The organism is Streptomyces sp. NPDC022910, from assembly GCF_055561075.1.
On sequence record NZ_JBVHHL010000018.1, the window covers coordinates 61993 to 81721 of the forward strand.

Below are 19729 nucleotides of genomic sequence, written 5' to 3' on the forward strand. Positions count from 1 at the left end.
GGCTTCGGGTCGGCGGCGACTTCCCGGAACGCCCTCACTCCTTCCGGTACGAGTACGCCTCCGTGGCCGCCGCCTCCACCGCCGCCAGGTCCGCGCCCGCCGAGGCCGTGACCACCGCCGCGACCGCGCCCTCGACGAAGGGCGCGTCGACCAGCCGGGTGTTCTCCGGGAGTTCGTCGCCCTCCGCGAGCAGGGCCTTCACCGTGAGGACGGCACTGCCCAGGTCCATGAGCACGGCGACCCCGGCGCCCCGGTCCACTGCGGCCGCCGCGGAGGCGACCAGTTCCGGACTGGTGCCGAGCCCGCCGTCGACCGTGCCGCCCGCCGGGGCGACGGGCGCCGTGGTGCCACCGCCCGCCAGTCCCTTGGCCAGTTCGGCGACCGACTCGGCGACGGCGGCGCTGTGCGAGACGAGCACGATGCCGACCAGCTTGTCATGGGTTTCACTCACCGGTCGCCTCCACGAGTGCGGCGATCAGCAGGGCCGAGGAGGTGGCACCCGGATCCTGGTGTCCGATGCTGCGCTCGCCCAGATAGCTCGCCCGGCCCTTGCGGGCCTGCAACGGCGTGGTCGCGACGGCACCCGCTTCCGCGGCGGCGCTCGCCGCTTCGAACGAGGTGCCGAGCGCGTCCACCGCGGGTACCAGGGCGTCGATCATGGTCTTGTCGCCGGGTGCGGCTCCGCCCAGCGCCATGACCGCGTCCACGCCCGCCCTCAGCGCCTCCGCCAGCTGTTCCTCACCGACCTCGGCGGCGTCCCCGAGAGCCTTTCCGGTACGGCGCAGCAGCGTGCCGTACAGCGGACCGGACGCACCTCCGACCGTCGAGATCAGCTGCCGCCCCGCGAGCTGGAGAATCGCGCCGGGCGTGTCCGGCGCCTCCTTCTCCAGCGTGGCCGTGACCGCGCGGAACCCGCGTTGCAGATTGCTGCCGTGGTCGGCGTCGCCGATCGGCGAGTCGAGCGCGGTCAGCCGCTCCGCCTCGCGGTCGACGGATGCGGCGGCTGCCGTCATCCAGCGGCGGAAGAAGTCGGCGTCGAGCACTGGATCTCCTTGCGTGGCACGGACGTTGACCTCACTCACCTGCCCCAGCGCAGCGCCGGCGTGTTGACCGGCGCGTCCCACAGCCGCAGCAGCTCCTCGTCGACCTGGCACAGGGTGACCGAGGCGCCGGCCATGTCGAGGGAGGTGACGTAGTTGCCGACCAGGGTGTGGGCGACGGGGACGCCGCGCTCGGTCAGGACCCGCTGCACTTCCGCGTTGTAGCCGTACAGCTCCAGGAGCGGGGTCGCACCCATCCCGTTGACCAGGACCAGCACGGGATTGCGCGGCCGGAAGTCGTCAAGGATGGCGTCCACCGAGAAGTCGGCGATCTCGCGCGCGGTCATCATGGGCCGCCGCTCGCGCCCCGGCTCACCGTGGATGCCGATGCCCAACTCCAGCTCACCCGGCGGGAGGTCGAAGGTGGGAGTGCCCTTCGCAGGCGTGGTGCAGGCGCTCAGGGCGACACCGAAACTGCGGGAGTTCTCGTTGACCTGCCGCGCGATGGACTGCACACGCTCGAGCGGCTGCCCCTCGTCCGCCGCCGCTCCCGCGATCTTCTCCACGAACAGGGTGGCGCCGGTGCCGCGCCGGCCCGCCGTGTACAGGCTGTCGGTGACGGCGACGTCATCGTTGACCAGGACCTTCGCAACCTGCATGCCCTCGTCCTCGGCGAGCTCGGCCGCCATGTCGAAGTTCAGCACGTCACCGGTGTAGTTCTTCACGATGAAGAGCACGCCCGCGCCGCTGTCCACGGCCGCAGCCGCGCGCACCATCTGGTCCGGTACGGGGGAGGTGAACACCTCGCCGGGACAGGCCGCCGACAGCATGCCCGGGCCCACGAAGCCGCCGTGCAGCGGTTCGTGCCCGGAGCCGCCGCCGGACACGAGGCCGACCTGGCCGGCGACCGGGGCGTCCCGCCGCACGATCACCCGGTTCTCCACGTCGACGGTCAGCTCGGGATGCGCGGCCGCCATGCCCCGCAGCGCGTCCGCGACCACCGTTTCCGGGACGTTGATCAACATCTTCATGAGAGCCTCCTGACGAGCCGGGCGGTCTTGGGTCTCGGTGGTCCGCTTGCGGTGTTCCACTCTCGGCAGTATCGGTGCTCGCGGAGCGATGGTCACGTGCACGGACGTTCTCGGGCGTGTACGGGCGGGTGGACGGGCGCCATGACCATGCTTGGCCGGAAGCGGCTTGTCGTCCGCTGCCGGCCGATGGTCATCACCGCCGAGGCGCTCCTGAGGTCCTCGTCCCGTGCAAGGATCCTCTGCCATGGAATTCTCCGAGGTGGTCCGGCGCCGGCGCATGATCCGGCACTACTCCGACAAGCCGCTGGCCGACGAGACGATCGAGCGGATTCTCGCCTCCGCGCTGAGGGCGCCGTCGGCCGGCTTCTCCCAGGGGTGGGCGTTCCTCGCCCTCACCGACCCCGCCGACCGCGCCCGCTTCTGGCCGTTCGTGCCCACCCGCGTCGAGAAGACGCCGACCATGCAGGACGCCCCGCTGGTCGTGGTGCCGCTGGCCCACAAGGCTGCCTACCTGGAGCGGTACGCGGAGCCCGACAAGGGCTGGGAGGACCGCGCGGAGGCCCGTTGGCCCGCGCCGTACTGGTACATCGACACCGGGATGGCCGCCCTCCTCATGCTGCTGACCGCGGTCGACGAGGGCCTCGGCGCCTGCTTCTTCGGCATCATGCCCGCCCAACTGGGACCGTTCCGCGCCGAGTTCGAGATCCCCGACGAGTACGACCCGATCGGCGGGATCACCGTCGGCTACCGCGCGGACGACCTACCGCCGCAGAGCGCCGCGGTCGCGGAGCGCCGCCGTCACACGGACGACGTCATCCACCGCGGCCATTGGGGACGGCACAGCTGACAGGACCCCGCCGGACGGCCCCTGGGCCCTGTCGTCGAACTCCCGCCTGCCTCGCGACGCCATGCACGCACTCTCGCCGCACCGGGCCCAGGCCCAAGTACATCCTGTACGAGGGCCGGATCCTGGCACGTCGAGAGCACGCTCCCCACTCTCGGCTTGGCTCGGGCGGGAGGTGCCCCCACGCCGCCGCGAGGCCCGCCCTCCGGGCGGACGACGGGAGTTCGACGACAGGAGCCGCCCGCGTACGGCTCCGGCTGCGGGCACCTGCTGGACTTCCCGGTCGTCGCGGCCCGTGCCCGTGGACAAGGGGGTTAACCAGAGCGAGTTCCCGCTCGGGGTCGTCCCCGGTCGTGCCGACCAGGGAGAGCCAGCCGCGCAGCGGGGCGGCGCCCTCGACGCACTTGGCGACGTGCGCGAAGGCGGCGCCGGTGATGTTGTTGAGCAGGATCGCCACGGTCGGTGTGCCGCCGCCGGCCAGGGAGCGGGCGTTGGCGTTGGTGACGTAGTCCAGGTCCCGTACGACGTTCATCACCCGGCGGCGCAGTTCGTCGGAGACCGGGTAGTTGCCGGAAAGGACGCGCGACACGCTGGCGACCGACACACCCGCCCGTTCCGCCAGGTCGCGGATGGTGGCTCGTCCGGTCTCGACCGGCGCCTTGCGCTGACTCACCGTAGCGGCTCCTTCACGGTAGCGACCTTCTCGTCGGACGAGCCGGGGCCGCGCCGCCCGCCGGTGCTGAAACCGTATCCCATGGTCACGGTGCGCCGGACCTGCTCGCCCGGGCGCGGCTCAGGCGACACGGGCCAGGTCCGCGCGACGCACCTCGTGGGCCAGCGGGAGACCCGCGACCAGGCGTTCCAGCTCCTGCACGACGACGCGGCCGAGGCGTTCCAGCTCGTTGCCGAGGGAGCCCGCGATGTGCGGGGTCAGGAAGACGTTCGGGAGGCCGTACAGCGGGGAACAGCCGGGCAGGGGTTCGGGTTCGGTGACGTCCAGGACCGCGCTCAGGCGTCCGGAGAGCAACTCGTCGGTGAGCGCCTCATGGTCGACCAGGGCACCCCGCGAGGTGTTGATCAGCACGCCGCCGTCCCGGACGAGGGCGAGCCGGTCGCGGTCCAGCATGTGATGGGTCTCGGGGATGTCGGGGGCGTGCAGGCTGACGATGTCGCTGCGACGCAACAGCTCGTCCAGCGGTAGTTGTTCGGCGCCCAGCGCCTCCGCTTCGGCATGCGCCACATACGGGTCGTACAGCAGCACCGTGAAGTCGAACGGCCGCAGCAGCTCCAGCAGTCGGCGGCCCACGCGCGAGGCCCCGATGACACCGACCCGGCGGCCGAGATTCCCGGTGGCCGCGGTCTCGGAGGGGGACGGATAGGTGTGGGTGCGCCGGAACCGCTCACGGTGGGCGAAGGTGTCCTTGCCCGCGAGCAGGATCATGGCGAGCGTGTACTCCGCGACCGGCAGCGCGTTGCCGGTCACCGCACTCGATACGGCGATCCCGCCCCGCCACAGTGGCTCGCCGATCAGCGAGCGGACGGAACCCGCCGCGTGCAGGACGGTACGCAGCCGCGGCGCCGCCGCCAGGGTCTCCGCGTCCAGTCGCGGGCACCCCCAGCCCGCCCCTCTCCCGTGCCGGTGATGGCGCCGTCCGCCGTCCGGACGTGCGGCAACGCTCTTGGCAACCGGTTCCCGAACGGAGGCCAGCAGAGGGGGAGAGGACCGGGCAGGGGGTCGGCGGACCGCGGCCGGGGACCGCTCGCGGCGAGCGCTGAGCGAGGCTACGTTTGGAGCCCACGGTTGCGGATGCGGGTCCCGGCCGTGTTCCCTAGCGTGGCAGGCGTCGAAGTCTCCGTCTGGAGGGACCTGTCATGGCCGTGCCCCGGATCGTGATCGTCGGCGGCGGATTCGCCGGGATGGAGACCGCGCGCAAGCTCGAGCGGATCCTGAAGCCCTCCGAGGCCTCGCTGAGGCTCGTCACTCCCTACGACCACCAGCTTTATCTGCCGTTGCTGCCGCACGTCGCCTCCGGGATCCTCACTCCGCAGTCGGTCGCGGTCTCGCTGCGCCGTCTGCTGCGCCGCACGGTCATCGTGCCCGGTGGGGCCGTGGGCGTCGATCCCGGTGCCAAGGCCGTGGTGGTGCGGAAGATAAACGGCGAGACGACCGTCGAGCACTACGACTATCTGGTGCTGACGCCGGGCAGTGTGACGCGTCAGTTCAACATCCCCGGGGTGGAGCAGTACGCCGTGGGCATGAAGACGCTGGCCGAGGCGGCCTGGGTCCGGGACCACGTCATCTCCCAGCTCGACCTCGCGGCGGCGAGCTCCGACCGGTTCGAGCGCGAGACCCGGCTGCAGTTCGTGGTCGTCGGCGGCGGATACGCCGGCACCGAGACCGCCGCCTATCTGCACCACCTCACCACTGCCGCTGTCAAGCGGTATCCGGGCCTCGACCCGACGCTCGTCAAGTGGCACCTCGTGGACATCGCGCCCAAGCTCATGCCCGAACTCGGCGACCGGCTGGGCGCGAAGGCCCTCACCATCCTGAGGCGGCGCGGCCTGAACATCTCGCTCGGAGTCTCGGTCGCGGAGGCCACGGAGAACACGGTCACCTTCACGGACGGCCGCAAGCTGCCCTGCCACACGCTGATCTGGACCGCGGGGGTGGCGCCCAGCCCGCTGATCGCCACGCTGGACGCGGAGACCAACCGTGGGCGGCTGGTGGTCCGGCCGGATCTGCGGGTGCCCGGCCTGGACGGGGTCTTCGCCCTGGGCGACGCCGCCGCGGTCCCCGACCTCGCGAAGGGCGACGATGCGATCTGCCCGCCGACCGCCCAGCACGCCATGCGCCAGGGCTGGATGGCCGCGAAGAACGTCGCGGCGGCGTTGCACGGCATGCCGCTCAGCTCCTACCGGCACCGGGACCTGGGACTCGTCGTGGACCTCGGCAGCACCGACGCCGTGTCCAAGCCGGTCGGCGTGGAGCTCACGGGCCTGCCCGCCCAGGTCGTCGCGCGCGGCTACCACCTGGGGGCCCTGCGCACGGTTCCGGCGCGTCTGCGCACGTTGACGAACTGGACGCTCAACGCGCTGGCGGGCTACGACTTCGTCCGCACGGGCTTCCAGGCCGGGCGCCCGGCCACGCTCAAGGACTTCGAACGGACCGACGCCTACCTCACGCCGGACCTGATCGCCTCGCACACGGCCCAGAAGACGACGGACTGACGGAACCGGACGGATCTCGTCGCCCGCCGATCGGCACGCGCGGTCGGAGCGAGCCCGGTTCACGAGGGACCTCGGGGGTACTCGCGCGCCCATGTACATCGCAACGCTCGACATCGCCGTGAACCGTGACCTGCTGATCGGCATCGGGCCCTTGATCGCGGGCCTGATCGTGGTGGCGCTGCTGATCGGCGCCTTCTGGATGGGCGTACGCATCCGGCGCCGCGAGCCGGGCCCGCCGCGCCCCGAGGAACAGCCAAGGCTGCCCGAGGACGGTCCGGTCCGCGAGGTCCTGGAAATCCGGGAGGCCGAGGAGGTGCCCAGGGACCGTCACCGTCTCACACCGCACGAGTTGAAGGCGCACGGCAACCTGGGGTCCAGGCCGAGCCCGTCGAGGCGGCGCCCCCGCTGGGACGAGGGCGGCAGCGGCTCGTTCGGAAGCGGCGGTCCGGGCGGCCGCTGACCCCCACGTGAGGCCGCCGCACAGGGCGAAGCGAGATCCATGGCGGGCTCCAGCCGGGCCGAGCGCGGGTTCGGGGGGTCCTTGCGGCCGTCCTCCTTGCGCGTCCAGTGGTAGCCGACCTACTCGTACTTGCGTCTGATTGCGGCGTGTGCCACCCGGTGCGCCGGTTCACCCTCGCCGTACTGCTCCACCGCCGGGTCGTGGACCTTGATCCAGGTGCGCTGGGGCGTCCCGGGAGAGCCCTCCATGCCCGGACGGCAGCTCCTGCCGGCCGGGCATGGATCCACCTCGGGGGGCCGTCGCCCTCCGGGTCCGACGAGTGCCACACAGAGCCGGGAAACGGCTCGGAACCCTTGGGAACGCCGGGTTTGACGAGGTCGGCAGCGGCTACCCGCACCCCGTGACCACGACATCCCAACAGGAGGTCTACCGCTTCCTGGAGGACCGCTTCGCATGTGCGCAGACCTGCACCGAGTGTGCGCGGGCTTGCGCCCTGCGTGCGAGCCTCGCGGAACCGGACGCGACCCACGACCAGGAACTTCTGCGGCGCAAGGGGATCATGTGCGCGGAGGTCTGCGACGCGACCTGCCGCGTGCTGTCCGAACAGGGCGGCCAGGACGAGGCCGACATCCTCGGTCAGGTGGAGTGGTGCCGGGCCGCGTGCCTGGAGTGCGCGCACGTGTTCGACGAGGACCCCGGCGGTGAGGCGGCCGCGCGGGCCTGCCGTGCCTGCGCCCGGGCATGCACCGACTTCATCCAGACGCTGCGCTGAGGGACCGGGGGCCACCCGTGCGCCGCCGCCCGGGCGCCGGCGCACTGGCATTCCCGCCCGCCGCCATTCCCAATTTCTGAAACACGTTCTACCGTGTGCGCCGTCAGGACCGGCCTTGGGGAGCCTGGAGGCGCCGTGCATCTCGACTACACGCCCGAGCAGCAGCGGTTGCGCACCGAACTGCGTGGCTACTTCGCCGAACTGGTGCCGGACAACGCCTATGCCCGCTACGCCGACCCCGCGGCGCAGAAGCGCTTCTACCGCGACACCATCCGCCGTCTCGGCCGCGACGGCTGGCTCGGCGTGGGCTGGCCGAAGGAGTACGGCGGCCGCGGGCTGACCCCCATGGAACAGTTCATCTTCTTCGACGAGGCAGCCCAGGCGGGGGTGCCGCTCCCGCTGATGGCGCTGAACACGGTCGGCCCGACGCTCATGCAGTTCGGCACGGACGAGCAGAAGGCGTACTTCCTGCCGAAGATCCTCTCCGGCGAGGTCGACTTCGCGATCGGCTACAGCGAACCGGACGCGGGCACGGACCTGGCGTCCCTGAAGACGCGCGCGGTCCGCAACGGCGACCACTACGTCGTCAACGGGCAGAAGATCTGGACCACCAACGGCGACACGGCGGACTGGGTGTGGCTCGCCGTGCGCACCGATCCGGACGCGCCGCCGCACAAGGGCATCACCATGCTGCTCGTGCCGACCTCCGACCCGGGCTACTCCTGCACCCTCATCCGCACGCTCGCCTCGCACGACACCACGGCCAGCTATTACGAGAACATCCGTGTCCCGGTCTCCCACCGCGTCGGGGAGGAGAACATGGGCTGGCGGCTGATCACCAACCAGCTCAACCACGAGCGCGTCACCCTCGCCGCGCACGGCACCATGGCGATCCGCGCCCTGCACGACGTGCAGCGCTGGTCCATGGAGACCAAGCTCGCCGACGGCCGCCGGGTGATCGACCTGTCCTGGGTACGGCGCCTCCTCGCCCGGACGCATATGAAGCTGGACGCGATGAAGCTCCTCAACTGGCAGATGGTGAACGCCGTCCAGGAGGGCACGCTCACCCCGCAGGACGCCTCCGCCGTGAAGGTGTACGGCTCCGAGGCCCGCCGCGACGCCTACGCCTGGCTCATGGAGATCGTGGTGGCCGCGGGCGCACTGAAGGAGGGATCGGCGGGCGCCGTGCTCCATGGCGAGCTGGAGCGCGGCTACCGCTCGGCCGTGATCTTCACTTTCGGCGGCGGGAACAACGAGATCCAGCGCGAGATCATTTCCTGGATCGGTCTCGGGATGCCCCGCGTACGCAGGTGATGCTCCCGCGGTTCAACTGCGCGGCCGGGGCGCGAAACCAGCCTTCTCGTAGCACGCGTCGATGAGCCGCATCGTCGCCAGCGCATCCTCCGCGTCGAGCGAAGCGAGATGGGGGTACCCCCGGACGGAGTCCGGGGGAGGCAGCGGTTCGCCGTCGCGGACATGGGCCGCGAACGCGTCCAGTTGGTAGCTGTACGAGGACCTGCGGCCCAGCTCCTCCGTCCGCTCGCCCGACTCCGTGCGCACCACCACCCGGTCGTCCTGGTGCGGCAGCACGAAGTCGAGCGCCGTCGCCTCGCCCCGGGTGCCGACCACCCGGCAGGTCGCCTGCCAGGTGTCGTGCGCCATGGAACAGCGCGCGGAGCCGGTGGCGCCACCGGGGAAGGCGAGTTCCGCGTCCAGCCATGCGTCGACACCCGGCGCCTTGGCCTGCTCTCCGCCGCGCGCCGAGACGAGCCCGGGAGCGCCGCCCGCCCACGGGGCGAACATCCGCTGCGCGTGCAGGCCGTAGCAGCCCAGGTCCATCATGGCCCCGCCCGCCAGCCGGAACGACCAGCGCACGTCGTCGTCGGGTGGGGCGGGCATCGCCACCACGGTCTCCACATGCCGCAGTTCGCCGAGTTCGCCGGAGGCCAGCAGTTCGTGCAGCCGCCGGGTGACCGGGTGGAAGAGGTAGTGGAAGCCCTCCATGAAGACCGTGCCCGCCTTGAGGGCGGCGTCGCGCACCTCGGCCGCCTCCCCGGCGTTGCTCGCGGACGGCTTCTCGCTCAGTACGTGCTTGCCCGCCTTCAGCGCCGCCAGGTTCCACGGGCCGTGCAGCCCGTTGGGGAGCGGGTTGTAGACGACCTCGACCTCGGGGTCGGCGACGAGACCGGCGTACGAGTCCACGACCCGCTCCACGCCATGGGCCTCGGCGAACGCCCGCGCCCGGTCGCGGTCGCGGGCGGCGACCGCCACCAGACGGTGGCCGCCCGCGCGGGCCGGGGAGACGAGGGCCCGTTCGGTGATCCGGGCCGCGCCCAGGATCCCGATCCGCAGGGGTTCGCTCATGCCTTGCCCACCTCGTCCACGTCTTTGCGTACCTCGTCCATCCGCACCGGTCGGTGCTCCGCCAGCGACAGCGTGCAGGCCTCGGCGATCCAGCTCGCCTCGATGGCGTCTGCCACGGTACAGGGCGAAGGCGTGCGGCCCGCCACGACCTCGGTGAACGCGGTGAGCTCGGCGCGGTAGGCGTCGGCGAAGCGGTCCATGAAGAAGTGGTGCGGGGCGCCGGCCGGGAAGGTGGCGTCGGGCTCGACGGACCGCAGCGGCAGCTTGTCCTCAAGGCCGACGGCGATGCTGTCCTTCATGCCGTGCAGTTCCAGGCGTACGTCGTAACCGCGCCCGTTATGCCGGGAGTTGGAGACCACGGCCAGCGTGCCGTCGTCCAGCGTGAGGATCGCGGAAGCGGTGTCGACGTCGCCCGCGGCCGCGATGTACTGGGCGCCGCGATTGCCGCCGGCCGCGTACACCTCGGTGACCTCCCGCCCGGTCACCCAGCGCACGATGTCGAAGTCGTGCACCGAGCAGTCGCGGAAGATTCCGCCGGAGACGGCGATGTACGCCTCCGGCGGCGGCGCCGGATCCAAGGTGGTGGACCGTACGGTGTGCAGCTTGCCGAGTTCGTCGGCGAGGACCGCCTTGCGCGCGGCGACACAGCCCGCGTCGAAGCGCCGGTTGTAACCGATGTGCGCCTCGATGCCGCTGTCCCGTACCGCGCGCAGCACGGTCAGGCTCTCCTCGACGGTCTTCGACACCGGCTTCTCGCAGAAGACGGGGACGCCCGCCTCGACGGCGGCGAGGATCAGCGCGGGGTGCGCGTCCGTGGCGGCGGCGATCACGACGCCGTCGACCCCGGCTGCGAAGAGCGCCTCCGGCGAGCCGACCGCCGTCGCCCCGAAGCGCTCCGCCGCCGAGGCGGTGGCCGCGGCCACGGGGTCGGTGACCACCAGGGAGTCCACCGCGTCCAGTCCCGCCAGTGTTGCGGCGTGGAAGGCGCCGATCCGGCCGAGGCCCAGAATGCCGATACGCATGAGTAGTTGCTCCGATTGATCGTGGAGAGTGGTGCGGAAACAGGGTGGTGAAGGTCAGTCGAGTCCGCCGAGGACGATCTGGTCCCAGTCGATCACCGAACCGGTCACCACACCGCTGCGGTCGGAGAGGAGGAACACGACGAAGTCGGCGATCTCGTCGACCTGCCCCAGCCTGCCCATCGGCTGTGTCCCGGCCGCCTTCTCGCGCCAGTCGTCCCCGGCGCCGTGGAAGGCGCGCTGGATCGCGTCCTCGCCCTCCGTGTCCGTCCAGCCGATGTTCAGGCCGTTGATCCGGATCCGGTCCCAGCGATGCGCGTGAGCGGCGTTGCGGGTCAGTCCGGCGAGTCCGGCCTTGGCGGCGACGTACGGGGCGAGGAAGGGCTGCCCGCCGTGGGCCGAGGAAGTGATGATGTTGACGATGGTGCCGGGCGTCTTGCGGTCCAGCATGTCCCGCACGGCCGCCTGCATCGCGAAGAACGGCGCCCGGAGATTGATCGCGATGTGTGCGTCGAACAGCTCCGGGGTGGTGTCCAGCAGCGAACCGCGTGAGGTCAGCCCCGCGGCGTTCACCAGACAGTCGATCCGGCCGTGGCGTTCCACGACCTCCTCCACGCTTCCCCGCGCCTGCTCGGGGTCAGCGAGGTCCGCCCGTACGAAAGCGGCGCCGGTCTCGGCCGCCGACTTCTCTCCGACGTCGGCCCGGCGCCCGGTGAAGACGACGCGCGCCCCCTCGCGGAGGGCGGCGCGGACGATGCCGGCGCCGACGCCCTGGCTCCCGCCGTTGACGAGGACGACCTTGTCCTGAAGAAGTCCCATGAGTGCGTGTTCCTTTCAGATCCTGCGGCGCTCGGCGCCGGCCCGCAGTTCCCGGCACAGCCGCTCCGGGCTCCAGCCTTCGCACACGGCCCGCCACACGGTGTCCGCCTGGGACGGCGGCGCCAGTCCCTCGACCGGCGGGTCCAGATCCAGATTGGTGGGAAAGGGATAGCCCTCGGCGCAGGCGGCGACCACCCGCCGCAGCCACTGCTCGGCGGCGCCCTCGCTCCGGCGTCGTAGCAGCACCGGGTAGAGCGCGTTCGACACCGCTTCGCGGTCGACCGTCTCCATGGCGCGGCCGAAGGCCGAGGAGATCTGCAGCAGGTTCGCCATGCGCCTGATGTCGGCTGACCTGTTGTGTCCGGCGGCGTGGAACAGCGCGGGGTTGAAGAAGACCGCGTCGCCCTTCTGCAGGGGCAGTTGGACGTGGTGCTCGTCGAAGTACGCGATGAATTCCGGCCGCCGCCAGGCCAGATAGCCCGGCTCGTACTTCTGCGAGTGCGGCAGGTACAGCGTCGGGCCGGACTCCACGGGCATGTCGCAGTGCGCCACCGCGCCCTGGAGCGTCAGGACGGGGGAGAGCCGGTGGACATGCGCCGGGTACCGGGCCGCCTGCTCCTGGCCCAGGAAGCCGAGGTGGTAGTCGCGGTGCACGCTCTGCGCCGCGCCGCCGGGGTTGACCTGGTTGATCTGCGAGGTGATCTGGTAGCCCGGGCCGAGCCAGGCTTCGGCGACCAGCGCCAGCATGTCGTTGCCGTAGTAGTCGGCGAACGTCTCCGGGTCGCGTGCTGCCATCTTGTCGAGCGCGTTCCACACCCGGTCGTTGGCACCGGGCTGGGCGAAGTGGTCCCCGCGGGCGGTTCCCGCTGCCCGCTCCTGTTCGATCAGCGCGGTGAAGGCGGCACTCGCGCGGTCCACCACGCCGAGGTCGCGGAACGCGCGCTTGAGCACCACGATGCCGGGGCCGTTCGACAGGGCACGCACCCACTCGGTCTGCACCTGCTTGGGGTCGGCGGCCCGCAGCCGGTCGCTGTCGTACACGAGGACGTTCTGCTCGACGCCCTCGGCGTGGGGGTAGTCCCCCGGATCGGTGCGTGCGTCGACCAGGGAACGGAAGGCGTCGAGGTCGCCGTCCTCCTCGCTCAGCCAAGTGGCCTGTCCGGTGGCGGTGAGAGACATCGCACAGTCCTTTCGCAGTGCCGTCGTCTCCGCCAGTCTTGTGAACCCGGGTCCCTCATTCAATGATCAGAGACCCATCAAAAAACCATCATCGACAAGCCGTCGCCCCCCATCGTCGTCCACCCCCGGGAAACCAGTCATGGGACACCCCTACACGATCCGCGAGATCGCCCGTCAGGCCGGGCTGAGCCAGGCCACCGTCGACCGCGTCCTCAACCACCGGGGCGGAGTGCGGGACAGCACGGTGCGTGAGGTGCACCAGGCGATCAAGGATCTGGACCGTCAGCGGACGCAGGTCCGCATCGGTGGTCGTGCCTTCATGATCGACATCGTGATGCAGACCCCGGCCCGGTTCTCCTCCGCGGTCCGTGATGCCCTGGAGGCCGAACTGCCGTCCCTGCACCCCGCCCTCGTCCGCTCCCGCTTCCACTTCCGGGAGACCTGTCCGCCCGCGGAGCTGATCGGCATCCTGGACCGCATCGCCCGGCGCGGCTCTCAGGGGGTGATCCTCAAGGCCCCGGACCTGCCGGAGATCGCCTCCGCCGTCGGCAGACTGGTCACGGCCCAGATCCCCGTGGTCACCCTGGTGACGGATCTGCCCGGCAGTGCCCGCCACGCCTACGTGGGCATCGACAACCGTGCGGCGGGAGCCACCGCCGCGTACCTCCTCGACCAGTGGCTGGGCGATCGCCCCGGTCATGTGCTCGTCACCATCAGCCGGGGCTTCTTCCGCGGTGAGGAGGAGCGCGAGATGGGCTTCCGCGCCGCGCTCCGGATGGCCCGGCCCGAGCGCGCCGTCGTCGAGGTCACCGACAGCGACGGCCTGGACGCCACCCAACGCGACCTCGTACTGGCCGCACTGGAGCGGGATCCGGAGATCAACGCCGTCTATTCCATCGGCGGCGGCAACGCCGCGACCGTGGGGGCCTTCGAGGCGCTCGGGCGCGACCTGGCCGTCTTCATCGCGCACGACCTCGACCACGACAACACGCGGCTGCTGGGCGAACGCCGCATTTCCGCCGTGCTCCACCACGACCTGCGCCAGGACATGCGCCGCGCCTGCCAGACGGTCATGCGGGCACACGGTGCGCTCCCCGAGGAGGGGCACCACCTTCCGTCGCCGATCCAGGTGGTCACACCGTTCAACCTGCCACCCGGGGTGGTCACGGAGGTTGATGGGGCGTACCGGGCAAGGTCACACTGACGAGGTGGACGCGGATCCGGGGTTCTACGGGCCCTCCTCGGTGACCTGGCAGATGCACGGTGACCCCATGATGTGGGTCGCCGGCATCCGCGCGCTCTACCTCCAGGCCCTGCACCCGCCGACCGTGCGCGGCGTCCTGCAGAACTCCGACTTCCGGCGCGACGCCTGGGGGCGGCTGATGCGCACCGCCAACTTCGTCGGGACGACGACGTACGGCACCACCGAGGCCGCCGAGCGGGCGGCCGCACGCGTGCGGAAGGTCCACAGCATGCTCGGAGCGACGGATCCGGACACGGGCGAGCGGTACGGCGTCGACGAGCCGGAGCTGCTGATGTGGGTGCACTGCGCCGAGATCGACTCCTACCTCCACGTCCTGCGCCGCTCGGGGTTCCGGCTCACCGACGCGCAGGCCGACCGGTACATCCGAGAAAACCGGGTCTCGGCATGTTTCGTGGGACTCGATCCGGAACAAGTACCTGCCGACCAGGCCGGGTTGGCAGCGTACTTCGAAAAGGTGCTGCCCGAACTCGCCGCCGGACCCGAGGCCCGGGAGGTGGACGACTTCCTGCGCCGCCCGCCCGTCCACCCGTTGCTTGTCCCGGCGCGCGCCCTGCTGTGGCGGCGTGTGGCCGGGCTGGCATACGCCGCTCTGCCCCCGTACGCCCACGCGCTGTACGGCAGGCGGGTTCCCCGCCCCGGGACGGTGACCCGGCGCCTGCGTGTCACCGGCACCCTGCTTCGCTGCGTTCCCGCACGTCTGCGCTGGCAGCTGCCGCCCAAACACATCCTCCGCGCGATGGCCAGACTCGGCCCCGCCGCACGCCCCGCACCGTACAAAGTCGGCAGATAACTCGCCGTACTGGGCCTGCCAGGGCCGGGGCGGGGTGGGTGGGACGGGGGCGATCGCAGGCGATGGCGGACACCAGGCTGATCCAACCGGATGGCGTACGAGGTGGCCGATGCGCGCGCCCGGGTGCTCGGCGCCACGCACCCCGACGCGCTTGTCACGAGGTACGAGGTCGCCTGCGCGCTGGGCCAGTTGGGCCGCTGGCCGGAGGCCCTGCAGACGTACCGGGAGGCGGCCGAGGCGCGCGCCCGGGCGCAGCGCCCAGGCCCTCGCGCTCTACCGCGAACTGGTCGACGACCGCACCCGGGTCACCAGTCCGGCGCACCCCGAGACCCTCCGCGCCCGGCACGGCCTCGGCGCCAACCTGGGCCGTCTCGGCCGGTGGGAGGAGGCCCTCGCGGAGTCCCGCGACGTGTGTGCCCTGCGTGAGCGCGTCATCGCCCCCGACCACCCGGGCACCCTGGTCAGCCGCAACGACGAGGCCCACTGCCTGGAGCAGCTCGGCCGTGGCCAGGAGGCGGGGGAGCTGTACCGGAGGGTGGCGGTGTCACGGCAGCAGCGGGCCGCGGGATGGCCCTGAGGCACCGCCGTGCGGCCGGTCTCTGGCCGATCCGGATCATGACGTGCTACGAAGAAGCATGCCTGCACACGAGGAATACGACGCCGTGATCGTCGGGGGCGGCCACAACGGACTGGTGGCCGCCGCCTATCTGGCCCGGGCCGGGCGATCCGTGCTGGTCCTGGAGCGCCTGGACCACACCGGGGGCGCCGCCGTGTCCACACGGCCGTTCGCCGGGGTGGACGCACGGCTGTCGCGGTACTCGTACCTGGTCAGCCTGCTGCCCCGGAAGATCGTGCGGGACCTGGAGCTCGACTTCCGGGTCCGGGCGCGCAACGTCTCCTCGTACACGCCCGTCGAGCGTGAAGGACGGCCCACCGGGCTGCTCGTCGGCGGCGGCGAGCGGCGGACCCGGGAGGCGTTCGCCCGGCTCACCGGATCCGACCGCGAGTACGAGGCCTGGCAGCGCTTCTACGGGATGACCGGGCGCGTCGCCGAGCGGGTGTTCCCCACGCTCACCGAACCACTGCCCACCCGGGACGAACTGCGCCGCCGCGTCGAGGACGAGGAGGCGTGGCGGGTGCTGTTCGAGGATCCGATCGGTGCCGCCGTCGAGGCCCGCTTCGCCGACGACCTGGTCCGTGGTGTCGTGCTCACCGATGCGCTCATCGGCACCTTCGCGGACGCCCACGACGCCTCACTGGCGCAGAACCGCTGCTTCCTCTACCACGTCATCGGCGGCGGCACGGGCGCCTGGGACGTCCCGGTGGGCGGCATGGGCGCGCTCACCGACGCGCTGGCTCAGGCCGCCCGCGCCGCCGGAGCGGTGATCGCCACCGGGCGCGAAGTGGTACGGATCGAGACCGACGGGCGGGCCGCCGAGGTCACGTACCAGAGCGAGGACGCGGAGGGCACCGTCTCCGCCCGGCACGTTCTGGTGAACGCCTCGCCGCAGGAGCTGGCCCGGCTCACCGGCGACACCCCGCCCGCACCGGCCGAGGGCGCCCAGCTCAAGGTGAACATGCTCCTCACCCGGCTGCCCACGCTGCGTGACACCGCCGTGGACCCGCGTGAGGCCTTCGCCGGGACCTTCCACATCGCCGAGGGCTACGAGCAGTTGGCCACCGCCCACGCCCAGGCGGCGGCGGGCACGCTTCCTGCCGCGCCGCCCTCGGAGATCTACTGCCATTCGCTCACGGACCCGACCATCCTGGGTCCCGACCTCGTCGAGCAGGGCTACCAGACGCTGACCCTCTTCGGCCTCCACACGCCCGCGCGGCTCTTCGAAGGCGACAACGACGGTGTACGGGAGGAGTTGCTGAAGTCAACGCTGGCGCAGCTGGACGCCCACCTCGCCGAGCCCGTCGAGAGCTGTCTGGCCACGGATGCGGACGGGCGTCCCTGTATCGAGGCGAAGACCCCCCTCGACCTTGAGCGCGATCTGCGGTTGCCCGGCGGCAACATCTTCCACCGTGAGCTGGCCTGGCCCTACGCACAGGAGGGCACGGGGCGCTGGGGTGTGGAGACCCCTCACGCGAACATCCTGCTCTGCGGCGCCGGCGCGGTGCGCGGCGGCGGGGTGAGCGGGGTGCCGGGGCACAACGCGGCGATGGCGGTGCTCGAGCCCTGATCTGACGGAGCATCAGAAATACTCTTCCTTCCTCCCGGCCGCTGCGGCATCCTTCGCCCATGCAGACGGAGCTGAGCAAGAAACTGGGAGTCGAGCACGCCCTTTTCGGCTTCACGCCGTTTCCCGCCGTCGCCGCGGCCATCAGCCGGGCCGGGGGTTTCGGCGTGCTCGGCGCGGTCCGCTATACCGCCCCTGACGACCTCAAGCGCGACCTCGACTGGGTCGAGGCGCACGTCGAGGGCAGGCCCTACGGCCTGGACGTCGTCATGCCCGCGAAGAAGGTCGAGGGCGTCAGTGAGGCCGATGTCGAGGCGATGATCCCGGAAGGGCACCGGCAGTTCGTCAAGGACACCCTCGCCAAGTACGGGGTGCCCGGACTCGCCGAGGGCGAGGCGTCCGGATGGCGGATCACCGGCTGGATGGAGCAGGTCGCCCGCTCCCAGCTCGACGTCGCCTTCGACTACCCGATCAAACTGCTCGCCAACGCGCTGGGTTCCCCGCCCGTCGACGTCGTCCAACGCGCCCACGAGAAGGGCGTCCTGGTCGCCGCGCTCGCCGGCAGCGCCCGGCACGCACGCAAACACAAGGAAGCGGGCATCGACATCGTCGTCGCCCAGGGATACGAGGCCGGCGGCCACACGGGAGAGATCGCCTCCATGGTGCTCACCCCCGAAGTCGTCGAGGCCGTCGACCCGTTGCCCGTGCTGGCCGCCGGAGGGATCGGCAGCGGGCAGCAGGTGGCCGCCGCCCTCGCGCTCGGCGCGCAGGGGGTCTGGCTGGGCTCGATCTGGCTGACCACCACGGAGGCCGAACTTCCGTCGCCCGCACTCGTGCGCAAGCTGCTCGCCGCCGGATCGGGCGACACCGTCCGCTCCCGGGCGCTGACCGGCAAACCGGCCCGCCAGCTGCGTACCGAATGGACCGACGCCTGGGACGACCCGGACGGACCCGGCACGCTTCCCATGCCCCTGCAGGGCCTGCTTGTCGCCGACGCTGTCACGCGCATCCAGAAGTACGAGGTGGAGCCACTGCTCGGCACGCCCGTGGGCCAGATCGTCGGCCTGATGAACAGCGAACGCAGTGTCCAAGCGGTCGTCGACGACCTCACCCGCGGCTTCGAGCGTGCCGTCGACTGCCTCAACCGGATCGCCGGAAGGAGCCAGCGATGAGCCAGGCCGCCAACGGTTTCTGGGCCCAGGCCGCGGCAGACCCCGAGCGCACGGTGCTCGTCGCACCCGACGGGGAGGAGTGGACCGCCGGACGGCTGCTCGCGGCGGCCGACCGACTGGTGCACGGACTGCGCTCCGTGGGTCTCGAACGTGGAGACTCCTTCGCCGTCGTGCTGCCCAACGGTGTCGAGTTCTTCACCGCGTACCTCGCCGCCACCCAGGCCGGCCTCTACCTCGTGCCCGTGAACCACCACCTCGTCGGCCCCGAGATCGCCTGGATCGTCGCCGACTCCGGCGTCAAGGTACTCATCGCGCACGAGCGGTTCGCGGACGCGGCACGAGGCGCCGCCGACGAGGCGAAGCTGCCGGCCGCCGGACGCTACGCCGTCGGAGCGATCGAGGGCTTCCGGTCGTACGCGCAACTCCTCGAGGGGCAGCCCGAGTCGGCGCCCGGGGGACGCACCCTCGGCTGGGTCATGAACTACACCTCGGGCACCACCGGCCGCCCGCGCGGCATCCGCCGCCCGCTGCCCGGCAAACCGCCGGAGGAGGCGTACCTCGGCGGCTTCCTCGGCATCTTCGGCATCAAGCCGTACGACGACAACGTCCACCTCGTCTGTTCGCCGCTCTACCACACGGCGGTGCTCCAGTTCGCGGGCGCGTCCCTGCACATCGGGCACCGGCTGGTTCTGATGGACAAGTGGACGCCCGAGGAGATGCTCCGCCTGATCGACACCTACCGGTGCACGCACACGCACATGGTTCCGACCCAGTTCCACCGCCTCCTCGCGCTCCCCGACGAGGTGCGGGCGCGGTACGACGTCTCCTCCATGCGGCACGCCGTCCACGGCGCCGCCCCCTGCGCCGACCATGTGAAGCGGGCGATGATCGAGTGGTGGGGCGACAGCGTGGAGGAGTACTACGCGGCCAGCGAGGGCGGCGGCGCCTTCGCGACCGCCGAGGACTGGCTGAAGAAGCCCGGCACGGTCGGCAAGGCCTGGCCCATCAGCGAACTGGCGGTCTTCGACGACGACGGCAACCGGCTGCCGCCCGGTGAACTCGGCACTGTCTACATGAAGATGAGCACCGGCGGATTCTCGTACCACAAGGACGAGGCCAAGACGCGCAAGAACCGCATCGGCGACTTCTTCACCGTCGGCGACCTCGGCTACCTCGACGAGGACGGCTACCTCTTCCTGCGCGACCGCAAGATCGACCTGATCATCTCCGGCGGGGTCAACATCTACCCCGCGGAGATCGAGGCCGCGCTGCTCACCCACCCCGCCGTCGCCGACGCGGCCGCCTTCGGGATCCCGCACGACGACTGGGGCGAGGAGGTGAAGGCGGTGGTCGAAGCCGCCCCCGGTCAAGAGCCCGGACCGGCGCTCGCCGCCGACATCCTCGAGCACTGCGCGCGGCAGCTCGCCGGTTACAAGCGGCCCAAGAGTGTCGACTTCATCACGACGATGCCCCGTGATCCGAACGGCAAGCTGTACAAGCGACGGCTTCGCGAGCCGTACTGGGAAGGCCGCACCCGTCAGATGTGAAACCCGGCTCCCTTCAC

General features: G+C 71.3%; 18 protein-coding genes and 3 pseudogenes. 11 read left to right on the forward strand and 10 right to left on the reverse strand.

The genetic code is table 11. The features are described from left to right. Positions 1-34: 34 nt before the first annotated feature. Genes ACZ3TS_RS19125 through dhaK form a run of 3 tightly spaced genes read right to left on the reverse strand, consistent with a single transcriptional unit; the run spans position 35 to position 2071 of the window. A complete protein-coding gene (locus ACZ3TS_RS19125; RefSeq protein ID WP_467619243.1) occupies positions 35-451 on the reverse strand; it encodes a PTS-dependent dihydroxyacetone kinase phosphotransferase subunit DhaM in 417 nt (138 codons plus the stop codon). After that, positions 444-1043 carry a dihydroxyacetone kinase subunit DhaL gene (gene dhaL / locus ACZ3TS_RS19130; protein ID WP_467619244.1) on the reverse strand — a complete coding sequence of 200 codons (600 nt, stop codon included), beginning with the start codon at positions 1041-1043 and terminating at the stop codon, positions 444-446. Before dhaL ends, ACZ3TS_RS19125 begins: the two co-directional genes overlap by 8 nt. Before the next feature lie 35 nt (positions 1044-1078). Continuing rightward, positions 1079-2071, reverse strand: coding sequence for a dihydroxyacetone kinase subunit DhaK (gene dhaK / locus ACZ3TS_RS19135; RefSeq protein ID WP_467619246.1), 993 nt, complete (start codon positions 2069-2071; stop codon positions 1079-1081). A 244-nt stretch (positions 2072-2315) separates the two neighbouring features. Here dhaK and ACZ3TS_RS19140 point away from each other — a divergent pair, with 244 nt between their 5' ends. Then, positions 2316-2918, forward strand: coding sequence for a nitroreductase family protein (locus tag ACZ3TS_RS19140; RefSeq protein WP_467619248.1), 603 nt, complete (start codon positions 2316-2318; stop codon positions 2916-2918). Positions 2919-3228: 310 nt separating this feature from the next. Here ACZ3TS_RS19140 and ACZ3TS_RS19145 read toward each other — a convergent pair. Beyond that, positions 3229-3588, reverse strand: a pseudogene (locus tag ACZ3TS_RS19145) (LacI family DNA-binding transcriptional regulator); the annotation flags it as partial. A 120-nt stretch (positions 3589-3708) separates the two neighbouring features. After that, a pseudogene (locus ACZ3TS_RS19150) lies at positions 3709-4536 on the reverse strand (hydroxyacid dehydrogenase); the annotation flags it as partial. Between the two features lie 251 nt (positions 4537-4787). Here ACZ3TS_RS19150 and ACZ3TS_RS19155 point away from each other — a divergent pair. Together ACZ3TS_RS19155 and ACZ3TS_RS19160 are read left to right on the forward strand one after the other, a co-directional pair. Further along, positions 4788-6143 carry an NAD(P)/FAD-dependent oxidoreductase gene (locus ACZ3TS_RS19155; RefSeq protein ID WP_467619251.1) on the forward strand — a complete coding sequence of 452 codons (1356 nt, stop codon included), beginning with the start codon at positions 4788-4790 and terminating at the stop codon, positions 6141-6143. 91 nt (positions 6144-6234) lie between these two features. Then, positions 6235-6603, forward strand: a complete 369-nt coding sequence (locus ACZ3TS_RS19160) for a DUF6479 family protein (protein ID WP_467619252.1) — start codon at positions 6235-6237, stop codon at positions 6601-6603. Between the two features lie 119 nt (positions 6604-6722). Here the strand turns inward: ACZ3TS_RS19160 and ACZ3TS_RS19165 are convergent, their stop codons facing one another. Further along, positions 6723-6851 (reverse strand): ChaB family protein, encoded by a 129-nt coding sequence (locus tag ACZ3TS_RS19165; RefSeq protein WP_467619254.1) that lies wholly within the window; start codon positions 6849-6851, stop codon positions 6723-6725. 152 nt (positions 6852-7003) lie between these two features. Between ACZ3TS_RS19165 and ACZ3TS_RS19170 the strand changes: the two genes are divergently transcribed. Next, positions 7004-7375, forward strand: coding sequence for a four-helix bundle copper-binding protein (locus ACZ3TS_RS19170; protein WP_467619256.1), 372 nt, complete (start codon positions 7004-7006; stop codon positions 7373-7375). Between the two features lie 135 nt (positions 7376-7510). Further along, complete coding sequence (locus ACZ3TS_RS19175; RefSeq protein ID WP_467619257.1) at positions 7511-8689, forward strand: acyl-CoA dehydrogenase family protein; 1179 nt, start codon at positions 7511-7513, stop codon at positions 8687-8689. Between the two features lie 12 nt (positions 8690-8701). Here ACZ3TS_RS19175 and ACZ3TS_RS19180 read toward each other — a convergent pair whose 3' ends face one another. The 4 genes from ACZ3TS_RS19180 to ACZ3TS_RS19195 are packed head-to-tail and all read right to left on the reverse strand — an operon-like array spanning position 8702 to position 12756. After that, positions 8702-9739 carry a Gfo/Idh/MocA family protein gene (locus tag ACZ3TS_RS19180; RefSeq protein ID WP_467619260.1) on the reverse strand — a complete coding sequence of 346 codons (1038 nt, stop codon included), beginning with the start codon at positions 9737-9739 and terminating at the stop codon, positions 8702-8704. Beyond that, complete coding sequence (locus ACZ3TS_RS19185; protein ID WP_467619261.1) at positions 9736-10761, reverse strand: Gfo/Idh/MocA family protein; 1026 nt, start codon at positions 10759-10761, stop codon at positions 9736-9738. The genes ACZ3TS_RS19180 and ACZ3TS_RS19185 overlap by 4 nt, the downstream gene beginning before the upstream one ends. Positions 10762-10815: 54 nt before the next feature. Then, the gene (locus ACZ3TS_RS19190) at positions 10816-11577 is read right to left on the reverse strand and encodes an SDR family oxidoreductase (RefSeq protein ID WP_467619262.1); all 762 of its coding nucleotides are present in this window, start codon (positions 11575-11577) and stop codon (positions 10816-10818) included. A 15-nt stretch (positions 11578-11592) separates the two neighbouring features. Next, positions 11593-12756: a phytanoyl-CoA dioxygenase family protein gene (locus ACZ3TS_RS19195; RefSeq protein WP_467619264.1), complete on the reverse strand. Its 1164-nt coding sequence runs from the start codon at positions 12754-12756 to the stop codon at positions 11593-11595. A gap of 139 nt (positions 12757-12895) precedes the next feature. Here ACZ3TS_RS19195 and ACZ3TS_RS19200 point away from each other — a divergent pair, with 139 nt between their 5' ends. The 6 genes and pseudogenes from ACZ3TS_RS19200 to ACZ3TS_RS19225 all read left to right on the forward strand — a co-directional run bounded on the left by ACZ3TS_RS19200 (position 12896) and on the right by ACZ3TS_RS19225 (position 19712). Beyond that, positions 12896-13960, forward strand: coding sequence for a LacI family DNA-binding transcriptional regulator (locus ACZ3TS_RS19200; protein ID WP_467619267.1), 1065 nt, complete (start codon positions 12896-12898; stop codon positions 13958-13960). 52 nt (positions 13961-14012) lie between these two features. After that, positions 14013-14810: an oxygenase MpaB family protein gene (locus ACZ3TS_RS19205; RefSeq protein WP_467619395.1), complete on the forward strand. Its 798-nt coding sequence runs from the start codon at positions 14013-14015 to the stop codon at positions 14808-14810. 81 nt (positions 14811-14891) lie between these two features. Further along, positions 14892-15387 (forward strand): annotated as a pseudogene (locus tag ACZ3TS_RS19210) (tetratricopeptide repeat protein); the annotation flags it as partial. Between the two features lie 58 nt (positions 15388-15445). Further along, positions 15446-16996 (forward strand): phytoene desaturase family protein, encoded by a 1551-nt coding sequence (locus ACZ3TS_RS19215; protein ID WP_467619268.1) that lies wholly within the window; start codon positions 15446-15448, stop codon positions 16994-16996. A gap of 59 nt (positions 16997-17055) precedes the next feature. Further along, a complete protein-coding gene (locus ACZ3TS_RS19220; protein ID WP_467619270.1) occupies positions 17056-18165 on the forward strand; it encodes an NAD(P)H-dependent flavin oxidoreductase in 1110 nt (369 codons plus the stop codon). Further along, positions 18162-19712, forward strand: a complete 1551-nt coding sequence (locus ACZ3TS_RS19225; protein WP_467619272.1) for an acyl-CoA synthetase — start codon at positions 18162-18164, stop codon at positions 19710-19712. Before ACZ3TS_RS19220 ends, ACZ3TS_RS19225 begins: the two co-directional genes overlap by 4 nt. Positions 19713-19729: the final 17 nt, after the last annotated feature.

What these genes read in the sequence shown, in the direction of transcription:
- dhaK (WP_467619246.1), bottom strand. Translation starts at nt 2,071, where the DNA reads ATGAAGATGTTGATCAACGTCCCGGAAACGGTGGTCGCGGACGCGCTG.
- ACZ3TS_RS19140 (WP_467619248.1), top strand. Translation starts at nt 2,316, where the DNA reads ATGGAATTCTCCGAGGTGGTCCGGCGCCGGCGCATGATCCGGCACTAC.
- ACZ3TS_RS19155 (WP_467619251.1), top strand. Translation starts at nt 4,788, where the DNA reads ATGGCCGTGCCCCGGATCGTGATCGTCGGCGGCGGATTCGCCGGGATG.
- ACZ3TS_RS19160 (WP_467619252.1), top strand. Translation starts at nt 6,235, where the DNA reads ATGTACATCGCAACGCTCGACATCGCCGTGAACCGTGACCTGCTGATC.
- ACZ3TS_RS19165 (WP_467619254.1), bottom strand. Translation starts at nt 6,851, where the DNA reads ATGGAGGGCTCTCCCGGGACGCCCCAGCGCACCTGGATCAAGGTCCAC.
- ACZ3TS_RS19180 (WP_467619260.1), bottom strand. Translation starts at nt 9,739, where the DNA reads ATGAGCGAACCCCTGCGGATCGGGATCCTGGGCGCGGCCCGGATCACC.
- ACZ3TS_RS19185 (WP_467619261.1), bottom strand. Translation starts at nt 10,761, where the DNA reads ATGCGTATCGGCATTCTGGGCCTCGGCCGGATCGGCGCCTTCCACGCC.
- ACZ3TS_RS19190 (WP_467619262.1), bottom strand. Translation starts at nt 11,577, where the DNA reads ATGGGACTTCTTCAGGACAAGGTCGTCCTCGTCAACGGCGGGAGCCAG.
- ACZ3TS_RS19195 (WP_467619264.1), bottom strand. Translation starts at nt 12,756, where the DNA reads ATGTCTCTCACCGCCACCGGACAGGCCACTTGGCTGAGCGAGGAGGAC.
- ACZ3TS_RS19200 (WP_467619267.1), top strand. Translation starts at nt 12,896, where the DNA reads ATGGGACACCCCTACACGATCCGCGAGATCGCCCGTCAGGCCGGGCTG.
- ACZ3TS_RS19205 (WP_467619395.1), top strand. Translation starts at nt 14,013, where the DNA reads ATGCACGGTGACCCCATGATGTGGGTCGCCGGCATCCGCGCGCTCTAC.
- ACZ3TS_RS19215 (WP_467619268.1), top strand. Translation starts at nt 15,446, where the DNA reads ATGCCTGCACACGAGGAATACGACGCCGTGATCGTCGGGGGCGGCCAC.
- ACZ3TS_RS19220 (WP_467619270.1), top strand. Translation starts at nt 17,056, where the DNA reads ATGCAGACGGAGCTGAGCAAGAAACTGGGAGTCGAGCACGCCCTTTTC.
- ACZ3TS_RS19225 (WP_467619272.1), top strand. Translation starts at nt 18,162, where the DNA reads ATGAGCCAGGCCGCCAACGGTTTCTGGGCCCAGGCCGCGGCAGACCCC.